This window comes from Rugosimonospora africana, assembly GCF_016862975.1.
Lineage (GTDB): Bacteria > Actinomycetota > Actinomycetes > Mycobacteriales > Micromonosporaceae > Rugosimonospora > Rugosimonospora africana.
This window is the reverse complement of the sequence record NZ_BONZ01000085.1, coordinates 16,932-34,440: the sequence shown is the minus strand read 5'-3', so window position 1 is coordinate 34,440 and position 17,509 is coordinate 16,932. Positions and strand designations below refer to the sequence as shown.

Annotated in this window: 9 protein-coding genes; 5 read left to right on the top strand and 4 right to left on the bottom strand. The window is 71.6% G+C overall.

Annotated features, from left to right (window positions below; genetic code table 11):
• Nucleotides 1-78 precede the first annotated feature (78 nt).
• Nucleotides 79-1,110 (bottom strand): aldo/keto reductase, encoded by a 1,032-nt coding sequence (locus tag Raf01_RS39545; RefSeq protein ID WP_203923244.1) that lies wholly within the window; start codon nt 1,108-1,110, stop codon nt 79-81.
• Nucleotides 1,111-1,388: 278 nt separating this feature from the next.
• On the opposite strand from Raf01_RS39545, the gene Raf01_RS39540 reads away from it, so the two are divergent.
• The 3 genes from Raf01_RS39540 to Raf01_RS39530 all read left to right on the top strand — a co-directional run bounded on the left by Raf01_RS39540 (nt 1,389) and on the right by Raf01_RS39530 (nt 6,507).
• Nucleotides 1,389-2,351: an ABC transporter ATP-binding protein gene (locus Raf01_RS39540; protein ID WP_203923243.1), complete on the top strand. Its 963-nt coding sequence runs from the start codon at nt 1,389-1,391 to the stop codon at nt 2,349-2,351.
• Entirely contained in the window at nt 2,348-3,757 is a 1,410-nt protein-coding gene (locus tag Raf01_RS39535) for an ABC transporter permease (protein WP_239134322.1), read from the top strand. The genes Raf01_RS39540 and Raf01_RS39535 overlap by 4 nt, the downstream gene beginning before the upstream one ends.
• A 155-nt stretch (nt 3,758-3,912) precedes the next feature.
• Nucleotides 3,913-6,507, top strand: coding sequence for an alkaline phosphatase family protein (locus Raf01_RS39530; protein ID WP_239134321.1), 2,595 nt, complete (start codon nt 3,913-3,915; stop codon nt 6,505-6,507).
• A gap of 194 nt (nt 6,508-6,701) precedes the next feature.
• Here the strand turns inward: Raf01_RS39530 and Raf01_RS39525 are convergent, their stop codons facing one another.
• Entirely contained in the window at nt 6,702-10,073 is a 3,372-nt protein-coding gene (locus tag Raf01_RS39525) for a S8 family serine peptidase (protein WP_239134320.1), read from the bottom strand.
• Between the two features lie 168 nt (nt 10,074-10,241).
• The gene (locus tag Raf01_RS39520) at nt 10,242-10,940 is read right to left on the bottom strand and encodes a TetR/AcrR family transcriptional regulator (protein ID WP_203923241.1); all 699 of its coding nucleotides are present in this window, start codon (nt 10,938-10,940) and stop codon (nt 10,242-10,244) included.
• A 136-nt stretch (nt 10,941-11,076) separates the two neighbouring features.
• Between Raf01_RS39520 and Raf01_RS39515 the strand changes: the two genes are divergently transcribed.
• Both Raf01_RS39515 and Raf01_RS39510 read left to right on the top strand, forming a co-directional pair.
• Nucleotides 11,077-12,105 carry a medium chain dehydrogenase/reductase family protein gene (locus Raf01_RS39515; RefSeq protein ID WP_203923240.1) on the top strand — a complete coding sequence of 343 codons (1,029 nt, stop codon included), beginning with the start codon at nt 11,077-11,079 and terminating at the stop codon, nt 12,103-12,105.
• A gap of 154 nt (nt 12,106-12,259) precedes the next feature.
• On the top strand, nt 12,260-14,128 hold the full coding sequence (locus Raf01_RS39510) for an esterase-like activity of phytase family protein (protein WP_203923239.1): 1,869 nt from the start codon (nt 12,260-12,262) through the stop codon (nt 14,126-14,128).
• Nucleotides 14,129-14,178: 50 nt separating this feature from the next.
• Here Raf01_RS39510 and Raf01_RS39505 read toward each other — a convergent pair whose 3' ends face one another.
• Complete coding sequence (locus Raf01_RS39505; RefSeq protein ID WP_203923238.1) at nt 14,179-17,466, bottom strand: AfsR/SARP family transcriptional regulator; 3,288 nt, start codon at nt 17,464-17,466, stop codon at nt 14,179-14,181.
• Between the last annotated feature and the right edge of the window lie 43 nt (nt 17,467-17,509).

Below are 17,509 nucleotides of genomic sequence, written 5' to 3'. Positions count from 1 at the left end.
GGTCGCCAACGTATCAAGTGCCGCCCGCCCGGGCCCTGTCCTGCCGATCAGCTGCCGGCCCGCGGCGGGCCCAGCCACTCAGCTCGACGGGGTCAGGGCACGCGAGCGCTGCTGGACGCCCGGCGTGCCGTACGGGTAGTCGGACACGATCGGCGCGCTGGCCTCGGTGAGCACAGCCGTCTCCTTCTCCGACAGGTGCAGGTCGGCGGCGCCGAGGTTGTCGTCGAGCTGGTCGAGCGTCCGGGCGCCGAGGATCACCGAAGTGACCGCGGGCCGCGCCGCGAGCCAGGCCAGCGCCACCTGTGACATGGACACGCCGCGCCCCTCGGCGACCTGCCGCACCGCGTCGATGACCTGCCACGTGCGTTCCTGCGCGTTGCGTGGGGCGTATGCCTCCATGCCACGCCGGGGGTCCTCGCCGAGCCGGGTCGCGCCGGTCGGCACGTGGTCGCGCTGGTACTTCCCGGTCAACCAACCACCGGCCAGCGGCGACCACGGCAGGATCCCGATGTTCTCGTTGCGGCAGACGTCCACCAGCTCGAACTCGATGTCGCGTACCAGCAGGTTGTACTGCGGCTGCAGCGTCACGATCGGCGCGAGTCCACGGAACCGTGCCAGCAGCGAAGCCTTCTGCAGCTGCCAGCCGAGGAAGTTGCTGACGCCCGCGTACCGGATTTTGCCGGCGCGTACCGCGTCGTCGAAGAAGCCGAGGGTCTCCTCGATCGGGGTCAGCGGATCCCAGGCGTGCGCCTGGTACAGGTCGATGGTCTCGACCCCGAGCCGGCGCAGGCTCGCGTCCAACGCCCGGGACAGGTTGGTACGGGTCAGGCCCGCCGCATTGGGCCCATCTCCCATGGGGAAACGCCCCTTGGTCGCGATGACGAGCTGATCCCGCATCCCCTGCCGGGTTGCGAGCCAGCGACCGATGATGTCCTCGGACACTCCACGGGAGTACACGTTGGCCGTGTCGATGAAGTTCCCGCCACGTTCGACGAACCGGTCGAGCTGCGCGTGCGACACCTCCTCGCTGCTCTCGTTGCCGAACGTCATCGTGCCCAGGCAATGCGACGACACCACGGTGCCGGTGCTGCCCAACGTGCGGTACTCCATCGGTCTCCTCCTCCGCCGAGATCGACTCCGAGTCTGATCGACTCGGGGTCGAGCTGTCCAACGGCTTCGCCCGTGCGCGTGGTCGCGGATCGCGCTTCGCGTCCGTCCTCTCCCGCATCGATCCGCGGTACGCCCCAGTTAAGGCGTTGTTCACCCGGCTTTCGGACTGATGGAGATTCCGGCCCCTAGGTTCTGTAGGGGTGCCTTCACGACGTTTCACGTTCCCGGCGCCACCTGCGCTCGCAGGGTCCGTGAGAGACGACGAGAAGGAAGGACCTATGGATACGCCCCTGGCGGTTCGGGCGCGCGGAATCACCAAGTGCTTCGCCGAGGTTGTCGCGCTCGACGCCATCGACCTGGACGTGGCGCCCGGCCGGATCCACGGCCTGGTCGGCCCCAACGGCGCCGGAAAGACCACGCTGCTCGGTCTGATGCTCGGCCTGGCCGTCGCGGACAGCGGAAGTCTGGAGATCCTGGGATCGCCGGTGGGCCGTGCGCTCACCGCGCCCGACGGTGTCGCCGGCTTCGTGGACGGCCCGGGACTGTACCCGTCGCTCACCGCCCGGCAGAACCTTGCCGCGCTCGCCGCGCTTCGCGGTCGTGACCGTGGTGACCGTGACGCCCGCGAGGCGGGCATCGCGGAAGTGCTCGACCAGGTCGGACTCACCGACGTCGCGGACGACCGGGTCAGGGGCTTCTCCCTCGGCATGCGCCAGCGGCTCGGACTCGCCGCCGCGCTGCTGACCACGCCGCGGCTGCTGGTACTCGACGAGCCGACCAACGGCCTGGACCCGGCCAGCAAGAATCACATGCACCGGGTCCTCACCCGCCTCGCCGCGGACGGGACGGCCGTGGTGCTGTCCAGTCACCGCATGGACGACGTCGAGGCGTTGTGCTCCGAGGTCACCATCGTCAGCACCGGCCGGGTGGTCTTCTCCGGTCCGCTGGACAAGCTGAGCGCGGAGAGCGACGAACTCGACTACCGGCTGGTCACGACCGATGCGGCCGCCGCCCGCGAACTGGCACTCGCCACGTCCGGGTTGCAGCTGGTCGACGAGACCGCCGCGGGCCAGCGGGCGCGTGGCGACGCCTTGGTGGTACGCGCGCCGGTGGCGGCCCTGGACGACCTGGTGGTGCGGCTCGTGCAGGCCGGGATCGCGGTGCGCGAACTGGCCCCGGTCATCTCGCCGCTGGAGGCGGCGTTTCTGGCGCTCACCGAGAAGCAGGAGGACAACCAGTGACGGCCACGTTCGACCAGTCCGGCTCGGCGCGTCTAGCGCCGCGCCACGATCCGGACCAGTCGATAGCCCCGGCCGCCGTCGTTCACCGGGTTCCGGTATCCCGTGGGTACCGCTTCGAGCTGGTCAAGCTGCTCGCCCAGTGGCGGGTACGGCTGCTGATCCTGGCTTCCTGGATCGTGCCGGCGGTCTTCGTGGCCGTGGTGAGCCAGCAGAGTTCACTGCCCTCCGACACCGTGTTCGGTCGCTGGATGAACGCCACAGGCTGGGCCGGGTCACTGGTGCTTCTCACCTTCTCTGGCACCTGGGTGCTGCCGTTGCTCACCTCGGTGGTGGCCGGCGACGTGTTCGCGGCCGAGGACCGGCTCGGCACCTGGCGGCATCTGCTGGTGGCGATCCGCTCACCGCGGCGGATCTTCCTGGCCAAGACCCTGGCCAGCCTCACCGTCATCCTGGTGCTGGTGGTCGGGCTGGCCTGCTCCAGCGCCGTCGCCGGAGTCCTCGCGGTCGGCAACCGGCCGCTGGTCGGCCTGGACGGGCAGTTGCTCGCCCCGGCGGACGCGGCCGGCAAGGTGCTGCTGGCGTGGGCCTGCGCGCTGGCCCCGACCCTGGCGCTGGCGGCGATCGGGCTGCTCGGGTCGGTCACGTTGGGGCGTTCGCCGATGGGGCTGCTGCTGCCGGCGGTTGTCGCGCTGGCCATGCAGGTCGCCCAGATGCTTCCGCTGCCGGTCGCGGTGCGCCTGGCGCTGCCCGGCTACGCCTTCATCGCGTGGCGCGGCCTGTTCACCAGTTCCATGCAGCTCGGCCCGTTGCTGGTCGGCGTCGTGGTGAGCCTGTTGTGGGCCGTCCTCGCGACCGGGCTGGCGTACTGGTTGTTCCTGCGGCGCGACTTCACCAGCGCCACCTACGACGGCTCCGCCCGCCGTACGCTCACCGCCGGCGTCCTGCCGCTGGCCGCACTGCTCGCCCTCACGGTCGGGGTGCTCGCGGTCGCCGCTCCTCCCGCCCGGGGCTCAGGCATCGAGCAGGGCAAGCTGGAGGGTTCGCTGGCGACGGTGTTCGCCCACCTCTACCGGGTGCAGACCGATGAGCTGCACCGCCCCGCCGTCACCGAGGCGCAGTTGCGGGCGACCGCGGCCTGCGACAAGGGCGGCGGCCTGGAGGAGAACACCGGTGCCGGCAACGGCTGGCGTTGCGTGGTCAGCTGGCACCTGCCCGGCGTCGATGCCGTGGGACAGGCCATCTACCAGCTCGACGTCACCCCAGACGGTCGGTACGTCGCCGACGGCGACGGACCGACGCAAGTGAACGGGTACTTCGTGGTGCATACCCCGACCGGGGACGCCCCGAACCCGCTCTGGCAGCTCGACGGATCCGTCGACCTGCTCGCCGCCGCAAGGAAGGGATAGGAATGCAAGTTGCTCGTCAACGCCGGGCCGCCCGGAAGGCCCGTCTGAGACTCTTCGGGCCCTCGGGTCGGAGGGCTCGGCTGGTGGTCGCGGGTGCCGCTGCTGTGGCTGTCGCGTTCACCGGTTCGGGAATCGCCTACGCTTCCACGCGTGGCTTGGGCAATGACCAGGCCGGGCAGTCCAACCGCCAGGGCCTGGTGCTGTCCGACGACCAGATCATCAACCCGATCGGTGACCGGCTGGTCATCCCCAACGGCAAGATCATGGCCGACACGATCAGCCCGGACGGCAACCACCTCGCCGCGCTGACCACCGACGGCGGCATCGCGCTGACCATCGTGGACCTGAAGAACTGGAAGGTTCAGCAGCTGGTCGGCAGCGGCGCCGCCGCCAACCTGAAGATCAGCGGTGGCGACGTGGGCCAGCAGGGGCCGACGTACTCCCCGGACGGGAAGTTCCTGTGGGTGCCCCGTACCGACGGGTACTCCCGGTTCCCGGTCAACGCCGACGGTACGGTGAGCGCGCCGACCACCGTCAGCATCCCGAAGGACGGCTCGAAGAGCGGTCTGCCGGCCCAGGCCGTGTTCTCGGCCGACGGCGCCACGGTGTACGCCGCGGTCAACGGCCAGAACCGCATCCAGGCCATCGACGCGGCCTCCGGTGCCCTCGGGCAGAGCTGGGCGGTCGGCAACGCACCGCGCGGCATCCTGCGCATCGGCACCAAGCTGTACGTCAGCAACGAGGGTGGACGCACGGCGACCGCCGGTGACACCACCATCAACTCGTACGGCACCCAGGTGCCGGCGAACCCGAACACCGGTGCCACCACCACCGGCACGGTCAGCGTCATCGACCTGGCGAACCCGACCGCCGCGGTGAAGAGCATCGACGTCGGCCTGCACCCGACCGACGTGTACACCAAGAACGGTGCGCTGTTCGTCACGAACACCGGCAGCGACACCGTCTCGGTCATCGACCCCGGCAAGGACAGGGTCGTCCAGACCATCACCACCCAGCCGTGGCCGGAGGCCACCGTCGGCTACGAGCCGGACGGTGTGACCCTCACCAACGACGGGCACCTGCTGATCACGCTCGGCCGGGCCAACGCGGTCGCCGTGTACAAGTACACGAACGCGCAGGCACCGGTCAAGTACGTCGGCTTGCTGCCCACGGACTACTTCCCGGCCTCGGTCGACCAGGTCGGCGGCCAGATCGTGGTGGGCAACACCCGTGGCATCGACGCCGCGCGCGCCGACAGCAACGGGCACAACACCCACGACACCACGAGCAGCCTGACCCGGTTCAAGCTGCCCAGTGACCACGACACCAGCAAGTACACCGACAAGGTCTTCCAGTACAACGGCTGGACCAACAACTCGGTGCAGCTGGCCAAGGGCAAGAAGGCCAAGGCGGTACCGGTCCCGGCGAAGATCGGCGACCCGTCGACGATCAAGCACGTGTTCCTGCTCGTCAAGGAGAACCGCACCTACGACCAGGTGTTCGGTGACATGGCGCAGGGCAACGGCGACCCGTCGCTGACGCAGTTCGGCGAGAACGTGACGCCGGACCAGCACGCGCTGGCCGAGCAGTTCGGCCTGTACGACAACTTCTACGACCCGCCGACGAACTCCGCCGAGGGTCACAACTGGCTGATGCAGGGCGACAACCCGGAGTACACCGAGTCGTCCGCCGGTGAGTACCTGCGCAGCTACGACACCGAGGACGACGCGCTGGGTCACCAGCGGTCCGGCTTCATCTGGAGCGGGGCGCAGGCGGCTGGCAAGTCGGTGCGCGACTTCGGCGAGTTCAACCAGTTCGAGTCGGTCCCGGCCGGCAACAACTGGAGCACGTTCTACTGCGACGCGCAGAACATGGAGGCGACCGGCCAGGCGACCACCATCAACCAGGTGACGTCCTCGCCGATCCCGTCGCTGAACGCGGTCACGAACCACGCGTACCCGAAGTTCGACACCAGCATCCCGGACCTGTACCGGTACGAGATCTGGAAGCAGGACTTCGAGAAGAACGGGCCGGCCAACCTGAACATGTTCTGGCTGTCCAGCGACCACACCGGTGGCCCGCTGAACTCGGCCGCCCAGGTCGCCGACAACGACCTCGCGGTCGGCAAGATCGTCGACACGATCTCGCACAGCCCGTACTGGAAGGACTCGGCGATCTTCGTCGTCGAGGACGACAGCCAGGCTGGCCAGGACCACGTCGACGGCCACCGCGCTCCGGTCCAGGTGATCAGCCCCTACGCCCAGCGTGGCGTGGTGGACGACACCTACTACTCGCAGGTCACGATGGTCCGGACCATCGAGCAGATCCTGGGCATCCACCCGATGAACCAGGAGGACAGCGCGGCCACCCCGATGACCACGGCGTTCACCACCAAGCCCAACTTCACGCCGTTCACCGCGGTGCCGAACCGCACGTCGCTGACCCTCGGCTACGCGACCCAGCCGAGCTGCGGTTGGGACAACGTCCCGGCGCAGTTCGCGGCCGTTCAGCCCTCGACGGTGGTCCCGGCCGCCGCGAAGCAGGTCGCGGGGCAGTGGCAGCAGTGGAAGTCGAAGCAGCGTCTGACCGGGCCGAACGCGGTCCCGGACTACGCGAACCCGGCGCAGATGAACCACTACACGTGGTACGACACGCACGGCTGGGCCAAGCCCTACCCGGGCGAGTCCAAGATCTACGCCCCGGACCAGGTGCCCGGCGCCTACCTGCCGTCGTCCGACTCGGACGGCTGACCGTAGGCTGATCGCAGAAGAAGGGGCCCTTGGCCGGCGCACGCCGGCCAAGGGCCCCTTCGTTGAGGTCTCGCACCCCGATCCGCTTCATGACCTGCAATTGTGAAACGGGACGTTCATCAATACCAGCACAGCCAGCAACAACCGACCGCGGCCCGACCCCCGGAGGGATCGGGCCGCGTGGCGGTACGACGTCAGCCGGCGTCGTACGCCCGGATGATCGTCTGGTCGATGCCGCTGCCGCCGCTGGCTCCGGCCTTCACTCGCAGCGAGACCGCCTGCCCGGCCGCGGCCGTGGGCAGGTCGACGTGGTAGCCGTCCCGGTCCGTCCGGACCCGGGCCGACCGCCAGGTGCCGCCGTCGTCGGTCGACGTCCAGACCTGGAACGACGTCACCTTCTGCGCCGGTACGCCGGTCGCCTGCCGGACCGCGAACGTGGCCGTCCCACCCGCCGGGCGGTTGGCGGCGTCCAGCGGCAGCGCGTAGTCGACCGACAGCAGCGGCAGGCCCACGCTCGCCGTACCGCTCGGCCCCGCCGACCGGAACGTCCACGAGGTGGTGACCCGGGTCGACATCGGCAGCACCCGGCTCGTGTCGACGTCGAAGGTCAGCCGGTAGTCCGCGGCCTTGGCCGGCACCGTGATGTCGGCGCGTGCGGCGTCCTGCTGGGTGACGAGCGTGCCGTCGCGGTACAGCGACAGCGTCCGGGTCACTCCGATCGTGCCGTCCTGGAGGCAGTCGGCCCGCTCGTGCTGGTCGGTGAGCATGACCAGGTCCAGGTGCAGGTTGCCGCTGGTGCGTGACGGCGGGGTGGCGCAGCTGTAGCCCGCGCCGGCCGGGTCGTCGAACCAGTCGGAGCGCAGCGGCTGCCGCGCCCAGACCTTCGCCTGCCGGCTGCCGGGCTGGTACTCGCGGGGCGCCTCCTGGGCGGGCAGGCCGCCGTAGGTCCCCTCGTCCTGCCAGAGGTAGCCCGGCGAGACGTAGTCGGTACGGGTCGCGGGTGGGTCGAAGCTCTGGTTCTGGGTCAGGTAGATCCCGTCCCCGGTGAACGCGTACCGGCGCATCGAGGTGGTCATCCCGGGGGAGTCCATCTCGTTGAACCGCTCGTCGATGCGGGCCAGCCTGGCCTGGTCGGCGGCGGTCACCCGGTACGTCGGGTCGGCCGGCACGCCCTTCGTGTACTCGTGCGCGAGGTCGTAGTGGTACGGGTCAGCGGTGCCCTGCGGCGAGTCCAGCGCCCAGCCCCCGTACAGCCGCAGCGACCCGATGCCGGGCAGCGCGACCGGCGACACCGACACGTGCGCCGGGTCGCCCCAGGACGAGACCGCCTGGTACCAGCTCAGGCCGTTCTTCGCCGTCTGCACGTAGGAGAAGTCGGTGGTGGTGGTCGTGGTGGACCGCCCGTCGACCCGGGCGGTCAGCGGCTTGGCCGTGGCCGGGTCCAGGGTGACCGTCCGGTCGCCGGAAACGGAGATGTCACTGCTGCCGACCCACGCTCCGACCTGCTCCTCCGTCTCGGCGTTGTACGCGCTGAATCCGCCCGTCACCGCGTACCGGCCGGCCGGAACCCGCAGCGTGGTGCTCTCGCCGGCCGCGAGGTACGCGCCGCCGTAGTAGACCAGCGGGTCGTCGAGGTCGGTCACCTGCACGCCGGCCGCCGGGAACTCGTCCGGCGTCGCGCCAGGCAGGGCGCGGGTGTCGATCGTCAGGTCGTAGCTGGGCGGCTCCACGTAGAAGGCGATCGGCGTGGTGGACACCAGCCGGTGGTTCGGCGTCCGCGCGGTGACGGTGGCCAGGTAGTAGCCCGGCTTCGCGGCTGGGGCCGCGCGGTTGAACCGTACCGTCGCGCCGGCCGACTCTCCCCGCTTGAGCGTCAGGTGGTCGGTCGAGAGCGACGCGGTACCGCGTGGTGCCGCGTCACCGTCGTGGTTGGCGACCGTGAGGTCCAGGTCGAGCGTGACGCTCGCCGGGCTCTGCTCACCGGTCCAGCTCAGCTTCGCCTCGGCGGACCCGGACTGCGGGTAGTCGAACGTACCCAGGTTGACCACCGGCTGGTCGCTCACCGGGCCGGTGAGCGCCCGCACGGCGTCCAGGCGCCCGGCGCCGGCGGCGTACCCATCAGCACCGGGCAGCGGGTCCGCCGCGCCGACGAGGGCGGCCTTGAGCTGCCGCGCCGACCAGTCGGGGTGGCGCTGCACGAGCAGTGCCGCGGCGCCCGCGACGTGCGGGGTGGCCATCGAGGTGCCGTCCAGCGACGTGTAGTACCGGTCGACCGGGTTGCCCAGCGTGGTACCGGCGGCCCGCGCCGCCACGATGCCGACGCCCGGCGCCACCAGTTCCGGCTTGGCCACCCGGGTGTTGATCAGCGGTCCGCGGCTGGAGAAGTCGGCGATGTGGTCGTTGCCGTCGACGGCGCCCACGGTCAGAGCGTCGGCGGCGGAGCCGGGCGACGAGATGGCACCGCCGCTGTTGCCGGCGGCGATGACGAAGAGCGCGCCGGTCTGCTCGCTCAGCGCGTCGACGGCGAGCGAGAGCGGGTCGGAACCGTCGTCCGGGTCCTCGCCACCGAGGCTCATGTTGATCACATCGGCCCGGGTGGCGGCCCACTCCATGCCCGCGATGATGCCGGAGTCGGCGCCGGAGCCGCTGTCGTCGAGGACCTTGCCGATGACCAGCTTGGCGTTCGGCGCAACGCCGCGACGCTGTCCGTCCGCTGCGGCGCCGGTGCCGGCGATGGTCGCGGCGACGTGGGTACCGTGACCGTAGTGGTCCACCGCGTCGCCGCCGTCGGTGACGAAGTCGGCCCGGTCGACGACCTGGCCGGCCAGGTCGGGGTGGGTGAAGTCGGCGCCGGTGTCGAGCACCGCGACCCGGACTCCCTTGCCGGTGTACCCGGCCTGCCACGCCTGCGGCGCGTCGATCTGGCTGAGGTCGTGGTCGAGCTGAGTGTGCGTGTCGACCTCGGTGACGTCGACCTGGGTGGCGTCGACCTTGGTGGCGTGGACCTTGCGGTCGAGCCAGACGTGCCGCGCCCCGGTGAGCAGGGAGCCGGCGGCCAGCTTCGCGGTGGCGGGGTTCTTCTTGGGTACGCTTCCGGCCACCGCGCCGATGCTGGACAGCTGCCGTACGCCGTCGAGGGCCGTCATGCGCAGGTTCGCGGCGGGCTGCACGATCACCGGCAGCTCGGTGGTGCTGGCGTCGTCGTAGCCGTCGCCGATCAGCGTGGTGACGTCGAACAGCTCCGGGTCGAGGACCGTACCGACCTGCGCCGCCACCCGGGCCGGGATGACGTGTACGTGCCCGTCGGGACCGCAGCTCTGCTGCACCACCGCGGTCGGGTCGGCGGGCTTCACCCGCACCCGCGGGCAGCCCGTACCGGTGGTCTGCACGGTGACCACGTCGCCGGTGAGCAGCGTGACGTTGTACGTCTTCCCGCCACCGGCGGAGCCCGCGCCGGTTGTCGCCGTACCCCTGGGCCCGCTGGCCGTGGCCGGGGTGCCCGGCACGGCCATGAGCAGTGTGGCCGCGGCGGCGACGCCCAGCAGCCACTTCGTTCTCTCGAGCATCGTGCTCCCTATGTCACTGGTCGCGCCGCCTGCCGGCGGCGCGATCAAGATCTTATATTCATGAAAAGCGTTCGGGATTCGTCGTTGGGCGCGGGGAGCGGTGGATCGGAGACGCGCGGGGCTGCGTGAGCTGCGTCGAGCCCCGGCGGCCTGGCGGTGATGGCGGCGCTACCTCGCGGCGATGGCGGCGTCGGCCTCCGCGGCGTAGAGCAGGGCCGGGTCGAAGTTCATGCCGGTGAAGTGGCCGGCGACCTCGAGGCTGACCACGCCGTGCAGCCGGGTCCAGAAGGTGAGCGCGCAACGCAGGACGGCCGGGGGAGCGGGGTGGTCGGCCGCCCACTGCCGGTGGGTGGCCAGGTGGCGGTCGAGAGCCGCGGCGGGCTTGGGGAGCGGACCGGTCGCGGCGTCGCTCGCAGTATCAGCGGCGGCGGACGCCGCGGTGAACGCGTCCATCAGCACCGACATGATGCTGGCGGCGATCGCGGTCGCTTCGGGCGGGGCGGCGTAGCCGGGCACGGGGGTGCCGTAGATGAGCAGGTATCGATGCGGTTCGGCCAGGGCCCAGCGGCGCAGTGCGCCCGCCACCGCGGCCAGCCGGGTGGTGGGCGTGTGCGCGGTCGCCGCCGCGGCCCGGCAGGTGGTTGACAGGTCGCGGTAGGCGTCGAGGACGAGTTCGGTCATCAGTTCGTCGCGGTTGCGGAAGTAGCGGTAGAGGGCGGGGCCGCTGATGCCCATCTGCTTCGCGATGGCGTTGAGAGACAGGGCCGCGGCGCCGGTCGTGGCCACCTGCGCCCAGGCGTGTGCCTTGATCTCGTCACGGACCTGCGCGCGGTAACGCTCCCGCGGGCTCTTCACGGTCTCGCTCATGCCCAGTCCTTCGGTTGACGACGCGCCGGTGAGTGGATGATACTGGAGTTAGAGGTTATAACTGAAGCGATAGCGACTAACCTGCCCGATCGGTCGGCAACCCACGGTCGGCACAACAACCTTGGAGGTGGCAAGCGTGCCAGCCACTCAGCGAACCGAGATCGTGCTTCCGGGCGTGGTGAGCCCGGATGGCCTGCGGATCCGCACGTCACCGGTGCCCACGCCGGGCGCCGGTCAGGTGGTGGTCCGCATGGAGGCCACCGGCGTGTCCTTCGCCGAACAGCAGATGCGCCGGGGCCGCTACTACGACCAGCCGCCGTTCCCGTTCGTGCCCGGCTACGACCTCGTCGGAGTCGTCGACGCGGTCGGCGCCGGCACCGACCCCACGCTGCTCGGGCAGCGGGTCGCGGTGCTCACCAAGGTGGGCGGCTGGGCCAGCCATGTCGCCGTGGAAGCCGCGGACGCGGTACCGGTGCCCGCCGGCCTGGACCCGATCGACGCGGAGACTGTCGTGGTCAACGGCATCACCGCGTGGCAGCTGCTGCACCGCAAGGCCCACGTCAGGGCCGGCCAGACGATCCTGGTGCACGGCGCGAACGGCGGCGTCGGCTCCACGCTCGCGCAGCTGGCCCGCCTCGCCGGGGGCCGGGTGATCGGCACCGCCTCCCCCCGCCACCACGACAGACTGCGCGACCTCGGCGTCACCCCGGTCGACTACACCACCGACGTGCCCGCCGCCGTACGCGCGCTCGTCCCCGGCGGTCTCGACGCGGTGTTCGACCACCTCGGCGCGAGCAGCGTGCTCACGTCGTGGCGGCTGCTCGCTCCCGGCGGCACCCTCGTCGCCTACGGGAGCGCCGCCACGCGCGACGACAGCGGGTCCAAGCAGCTGCCCGTCCTCAAAATCCTGGCCCGGGTCTGGGCCTGGAACGCCCTGCCCAACGGCCGGCACGCCTACTTCTACAACATCTGGGCCGGCCGCCGCCCCACCGCGCGGCGCTTCCGTGCCCGGCTGCGACACGACCTCACCGAGGTCTTCCAGGCCATGCTCGACGGAGACATCGCCGCGCAGGTCGCGGCCCGGTTCCCGCTCACCCGCGCCGCCGAGGCCCTGAGCCTGGCCGAATCCGGGACGGTCACCGGCAAGGTCGTGCTCACGCCCTGACGCCGCAGCGGTGGCCGGGCTCGGGTCGACGGCGTTGCGCGAGGCCGGACATCGCCCCGGTCTGCCCGGAACCTGATTCTCGATTACGTGTTCCGACCGGAACACGACATCCTCCGGCCATCCACTGTTCACCTGTCGCCTATTGGTTGCAGGAATGCGCCTGAACCTCCTTTCTCGCAAGCGAATAGCGGTCATCGGCGGTACCGCGGCCGTCATCGTTCTGGCCTCCGGCACCGCCTGGGCCGACCCGTTCGGATGGTGGGCCACCCAGCCTCACCCGTTCGCCGTGAACGCCGACCACGGCGCGGCCGACTCGCACAGCGGCGGCACCGTGACCGGCAACCTCCTGTCGAATGACTCCGGCGCGACCGCGGTCGTGCGCCACAGCGGCCTCGACAACCCGGCCGCGGGCAGCCTCACGGTCAACGCCGACGGCTCCTACCGCTTCACGCCGGCGGTCAAGGGCAGCCACGGCACGGTGCACTTCAGCTACACCGCGACCGACGCGGTCACGCTCTACAAGGACGCGGTACCGGGAGGGGACAAGATCCCGCCGCTCGGCGGGCTGGAAGGCCCCAACGGTACGACCGCGCTGATCTCCGGCGGCGGCTACGGCTCGTCCTTCGTGCCGGTGCCGGGCAAGTCGGGCTGGTTCTACGGCGTCACCGACCGTGGCCCGAACGCCGACGACGACGGCCCGCTGGGCGACAAGGTCTTCACCGACCCGACCTTCAACCCGCAGATCGGCATGTTCCAGTTGGTCGGCGGCAAGGCGGTGCTGCAGAAGACGATCGTCCTCAAGGGACCCGACGGCACGCCCTACAACGGCCTGCCGAACCCGGTGACCAAGAACGCCGCGAGCTCGGAGAAGACCGAGGACTTGTTCGGCAACTACATCGACCCGGCCCAGCTCTACACCGTGCCTGGCAGCAAGCCGGCCGTGACGCTCAACCCGGACAACGGCTACGACTCCGAGGGTCTGGTCGCTCTGCCGGACGGTAGCTTCTGGATCTCCGACGAGTACGGCCCCTTCATCACGCACTTCGACAAGAACGGCAAGGAGATCGAGCGGCTCTCGCCGTGGGGCGCCGACACCGGTGGCGGCCTCGGCCAGGGCCACAAGGTCGACACCAAGCACCCGCTGCCGGTCGAGCTGACGCTGCGTACCAAGAACAAGGGTATGGAGGGCCTCACGGTCACGCCCGACGGTCGGACGCTCGTCGGCATCATGCAGTCGGCGCTCACCGTGCCCGACTACGGCACGGACTCCAAGGGCAAGACCATCAAGCCGGCCAACGTCGCCCCGGTGCGGATCGTGACCGTCGACCTCAAGACGAAGACGATCCACGAGTACCTCTACCTGCTCACCAACCCGGCCACCACGGCCAGTGCGGTCAGCGAGATCACCGCGTTGTCCGACTCCAAGTTCCTCATCGACGAGCGGGACGGCAACCAGGGCGAGCCCGGCCAGGCGACCTTCAAGAACCTCTACGAGATCGACCTGACCGGCGCGACGGACATCAAGGGCAACGGCACGAACCCGTCGGGCTACCAGGTCGCGACCTCCTCGGGCCCGAAGTCCATCGAAGCCTACGTTGGCGACGCGGTCACCTCGAAGGCCGAGCAGTTGCTGGCACAGGCGGGCATCACGCCGGTGAGCAAGACGCCGTACCTCGAGATCGGCACCGTGCTCAACCAACTCGACCCGTCGGGCGCGTTCTTCAGCCACGACAAGATCGAAGGCGTCGCGACCGCGGACGGCGGCAGGACGCTGTACCTCGCCGACGACAGCGACTTCGGCATGGACCGCCTGCTCGGCCAGGACGAGGCGGCGTGTGAGGCGTCGGGCCTGTCCGACACGACGGCGTGCGCGCCGGTGAAGTCGACGACCACCGGCAAGTACCTCGTCCACCAGAAGACGCTGGACGCCAGCGGCGTGGTGGACGACGGCGAGGTCCTGAAGGTCACCGTGTCGAAGCTCCCGCCGGTACTCGGTACGGCGACGGTGACGATCAAGTACTGACCGGCTCCGTCCACGGGTGCGGCCCGCCCCGCTGATCGAGGCGGGCCGCATCACGGCACCGGATGCCGCAGATCCGCGAGTACCGCCGCCGCCCGCGCCTGAGCCGCCCGGTGCCCGCTCGAATCGAGCAGGCGGACGGCCTGTCGAGCGGCGGACAGCGCCTCCGCCGGGCGGCGAAGGGCCTGCCGCGCGGCGGCGAGGGCGGTCAGCGCCTGCCCTTCGAGGATCCCGTACGCGCAGGTCCGGGCGAGGGCCGCGGCCTGCTCGGCGTACTCGGCGGCCGGCTGCGCATCCCCGGTCGCCAGGTGCAGTTCGGCCAGCCTGAGCAGCGCCTCGACCTCGACCGCTGGGCGGCCACCGGTCTGCCCGCGGGCGATCGCCTCACGGTACGTGGCGAGGGCCGCGTCCCGCCGGCCGGCGGAGCGGTGCAGGTCGCCGGCCACGACCAGGGTGTGCCCCTCGACACCGAGGTGGCCCGCGTCCCGGGCCGCCGGAAGGGTGGCATCGACCAGCGCGGCGGCGGTGGCGTCGTCGCCCCGGTCGTGCTCCACCGCCGCCAACTGGCACTGCCCGTCCAGTTCGTTGACCAGGTCGCCCAGTTCGCGGTTGAGCGCGATGGCCTCCCGCAGGAGGTCGGCCGCCCGGTCGAGCAGGCCCAGGCCGTGGTAGATGCCACCGAGGTCGACCATGATGATCCCCGCGTGGGTGCGGTTGCCGACCCGCCGGCACAGGGCGAGAGCCTGCTCGGCACGCTCGGCGCCGAGCGGCAGCTGCCCGAGGGCGCTGTACGCCGAGCCGAGGTTGGCCAGCGCCGAGATCTGCCGGGTCACGTCGCCGGCCTCCCGGTACCGCTCCAGCGCCTCGTTGTAACAGCCGACCGCCTCCGGCAGCCGCCCGCTGTTGGCCAGCACCAGTCCGAGGTTGACCAGGCTCGCCGCCTCGCCCTGCAGCCAGCCGGCCCGGCGCATCGCGGCCAGCGCGCGACGGTACTCATCGATCGCGTCGGCGTTGCGGTTTTCCCGCGCCCACTGTCCGGCCCGGGCCAGCCGGGCGGATGCCTGTCCCAGCGCGTCGCCGGCGGCCTCGGCGGCGGCCAGTCCGGCCTCGGCCACCGCGTACCCGTCAGCTCGGTGCATCCGCACGTAGAGGTACCGGCGCACGGCGTCGGCCAGCTGCCAGGCGATCGGGTGCGGGCCGTGCCGCGCCGCGTGCCGCACCACGGCGACCAGGTTCGCCCGCTCGGCGTCCAGCCACGCCAGGGCCGGTGCCAGGTCGTCGAAGTGGCCCGGCGCCAGCACCGGTGCGGGCAGCGTCAGGAACAGCGACTGGGGGTACAGGCACCGGGCGGCGGCCGCGGCGGTGTGCGTGAACCAGTCGAAGAGCCGGCCCAGTGCGGTGGACCGCTCATCGCCGGGGTCGTACCCGTGGGCGAGTTCGGCGGCGTACGCGCGCAGCAGGTCGTGGAACTCGTAGCGGCCGGGCCGGCGCTGCTCCAGCAGGTGACCGGCGGCCAGCGTGTCGAGCAGCCGGCCGGCCTCCTCGGTGCCGGTGCCGGCCAGCGCCGCGGCGGCCGCCCGGTCGAAATCCGGGCCGGGGTGCAGGCCGAGCAGGCGGAACAGCCGGGCCGCGTCCGGTTCGAGGCCGTGGTACGACCAGGAGAACACCGCGCGTACGTCGCTGGTCCGGTCGTCCCCGACGGTCAGCGGATCCAGCCGGCCCCGGTCCGCGCTCAGCTGGGCGGCCAGCTCGGCCAGCGGGAGGTCCGGTTGCCGGGCGGCCCGGTCGGCGACGATGCTCAGCGCCAGCGGCAGCCCGGCGCAGAAGTCGACCAGCGCCGCGGCGCCGCCCGGGTCGGCGGCCACCCGCTTCGCTCCGACGTGTCGCGCCAGCAGGGACAGCGCCTCGGCGACGGTCATCTGGTCCACCGCGAGCGACTGGGCGCCGTCGCGCACCGCGAGGCCGCGCAGCTCGTTCCGGCTGGTGACCACGGCAACGCAGTGCGGACCGGCGGGCAGCAGCGGCCGGACCTGCTCCGGGTCCCGGGCGTTGTCCAGCAAGACCAGCATCCGCCGGTCGGCGAGCCGGCTGCGGAACAGCGCCGCCCGGGCCGGCAGATCCGGCGGTATCCGCCCGCCCGGCACGCCGAGCGCCCGCAGGAAGCGGTCGAGCGCCTGCTCCGGGTTTACCGGCGGCAGCGTGCCGAAGCCGTGCAGGTTCAGGTAGAGCTGGCCGTCCGGGAACCGGGTCCGGTGCCGGTGCGCCCAGTGCACCGCGAGGGCGGTCTTGCCCACCCCACCGGTGCCGTCGAGTGTCGAGATGACGATCGGCCCGGTTGCCCCGTCGCCGGCCAGCATCGCGTCCAGCCGGGCCAGCTGGGGCTCGCGCCCGACGAAGGTACGCAGGTCCGCCGGCAGCTGCGCGGGTACGGCCGGGTCGGGTACCCCCGGTTCGGCGCTCCTCTGCCGGGGCAGCTCCTGCCGCAGTACCCGGGTCAGCGCGGCCCGTACCAGCGGGCCCGGATCGATGCCCAACTCCTCGGCGAGCCGGCGGCGCAACCGCTCGTGGGTCCGCAACGCCTCGGCCTGCCGCCCGGCGGCGGCCAGCGCCTCGATGAACGCGGCCTGAAGCGGCTCGTCCAGCGGGTGGTCCACGGTGAAGCGGGCGAGGACGTCGAGCGCCTCCGGAGCCCGGCCGGCGGCGACCAGCAGCCGCCCGTAGCGGGTGGTCGCGGCCAGCTGGGCCCGCGCCAGTGCCCGCACCGCCACGTCCTGGGCCGGCCCACGGGGCGCGCCGGCCAGCGGCTCACCCCGCCACAGCCGCAGCGCTTCGGCCAGCCGGTCGAGGTCGTCACCGGCGCCGTCGCCCGCTTCGCCGCCCGCTGTGCCACCGGCTCCGTCGCCCGCCGTGTCGCCGGCCCAGTCGCCGGCCCTGCCACCGGGGCTGTCACCCGCCCTGTCACGGTGGCTGTCGCCGGCCCTGTCGATCAGCCGCTCGAACCGCTGCACGTCGGTGCCGATCCCGGTCAGCGCGTACGCGGTGCCGCCGAACTCGATCCGGGCCGTCTCGCCGGCCACCCCGTGCAGCCAGCGCCGGGCCCGGTGTACCACCACAGACACCGCCGACCGGTCGCGGCTCGCACCGTCCTCCGGCCACAGCGCCTCGCTCACCCCGTGCGTGGTCAGGCCCCGGTGCCCGGCCAGGGCCAGCGCGCCGATCAGTCCGGCCACCCGCGGCGCGGTCGCGAGCGCCAGCCGGGCGCCGCGACGCACCGCCACCGGCCCCAGCACCAGAACCTCGACCGGCGGTCGCGGATCGACGACCGTCGTGTGCCTCCCCATCGCCACAGCATCCCGCAAGCGCGAGCGGTGCGTGGTGCCGAAA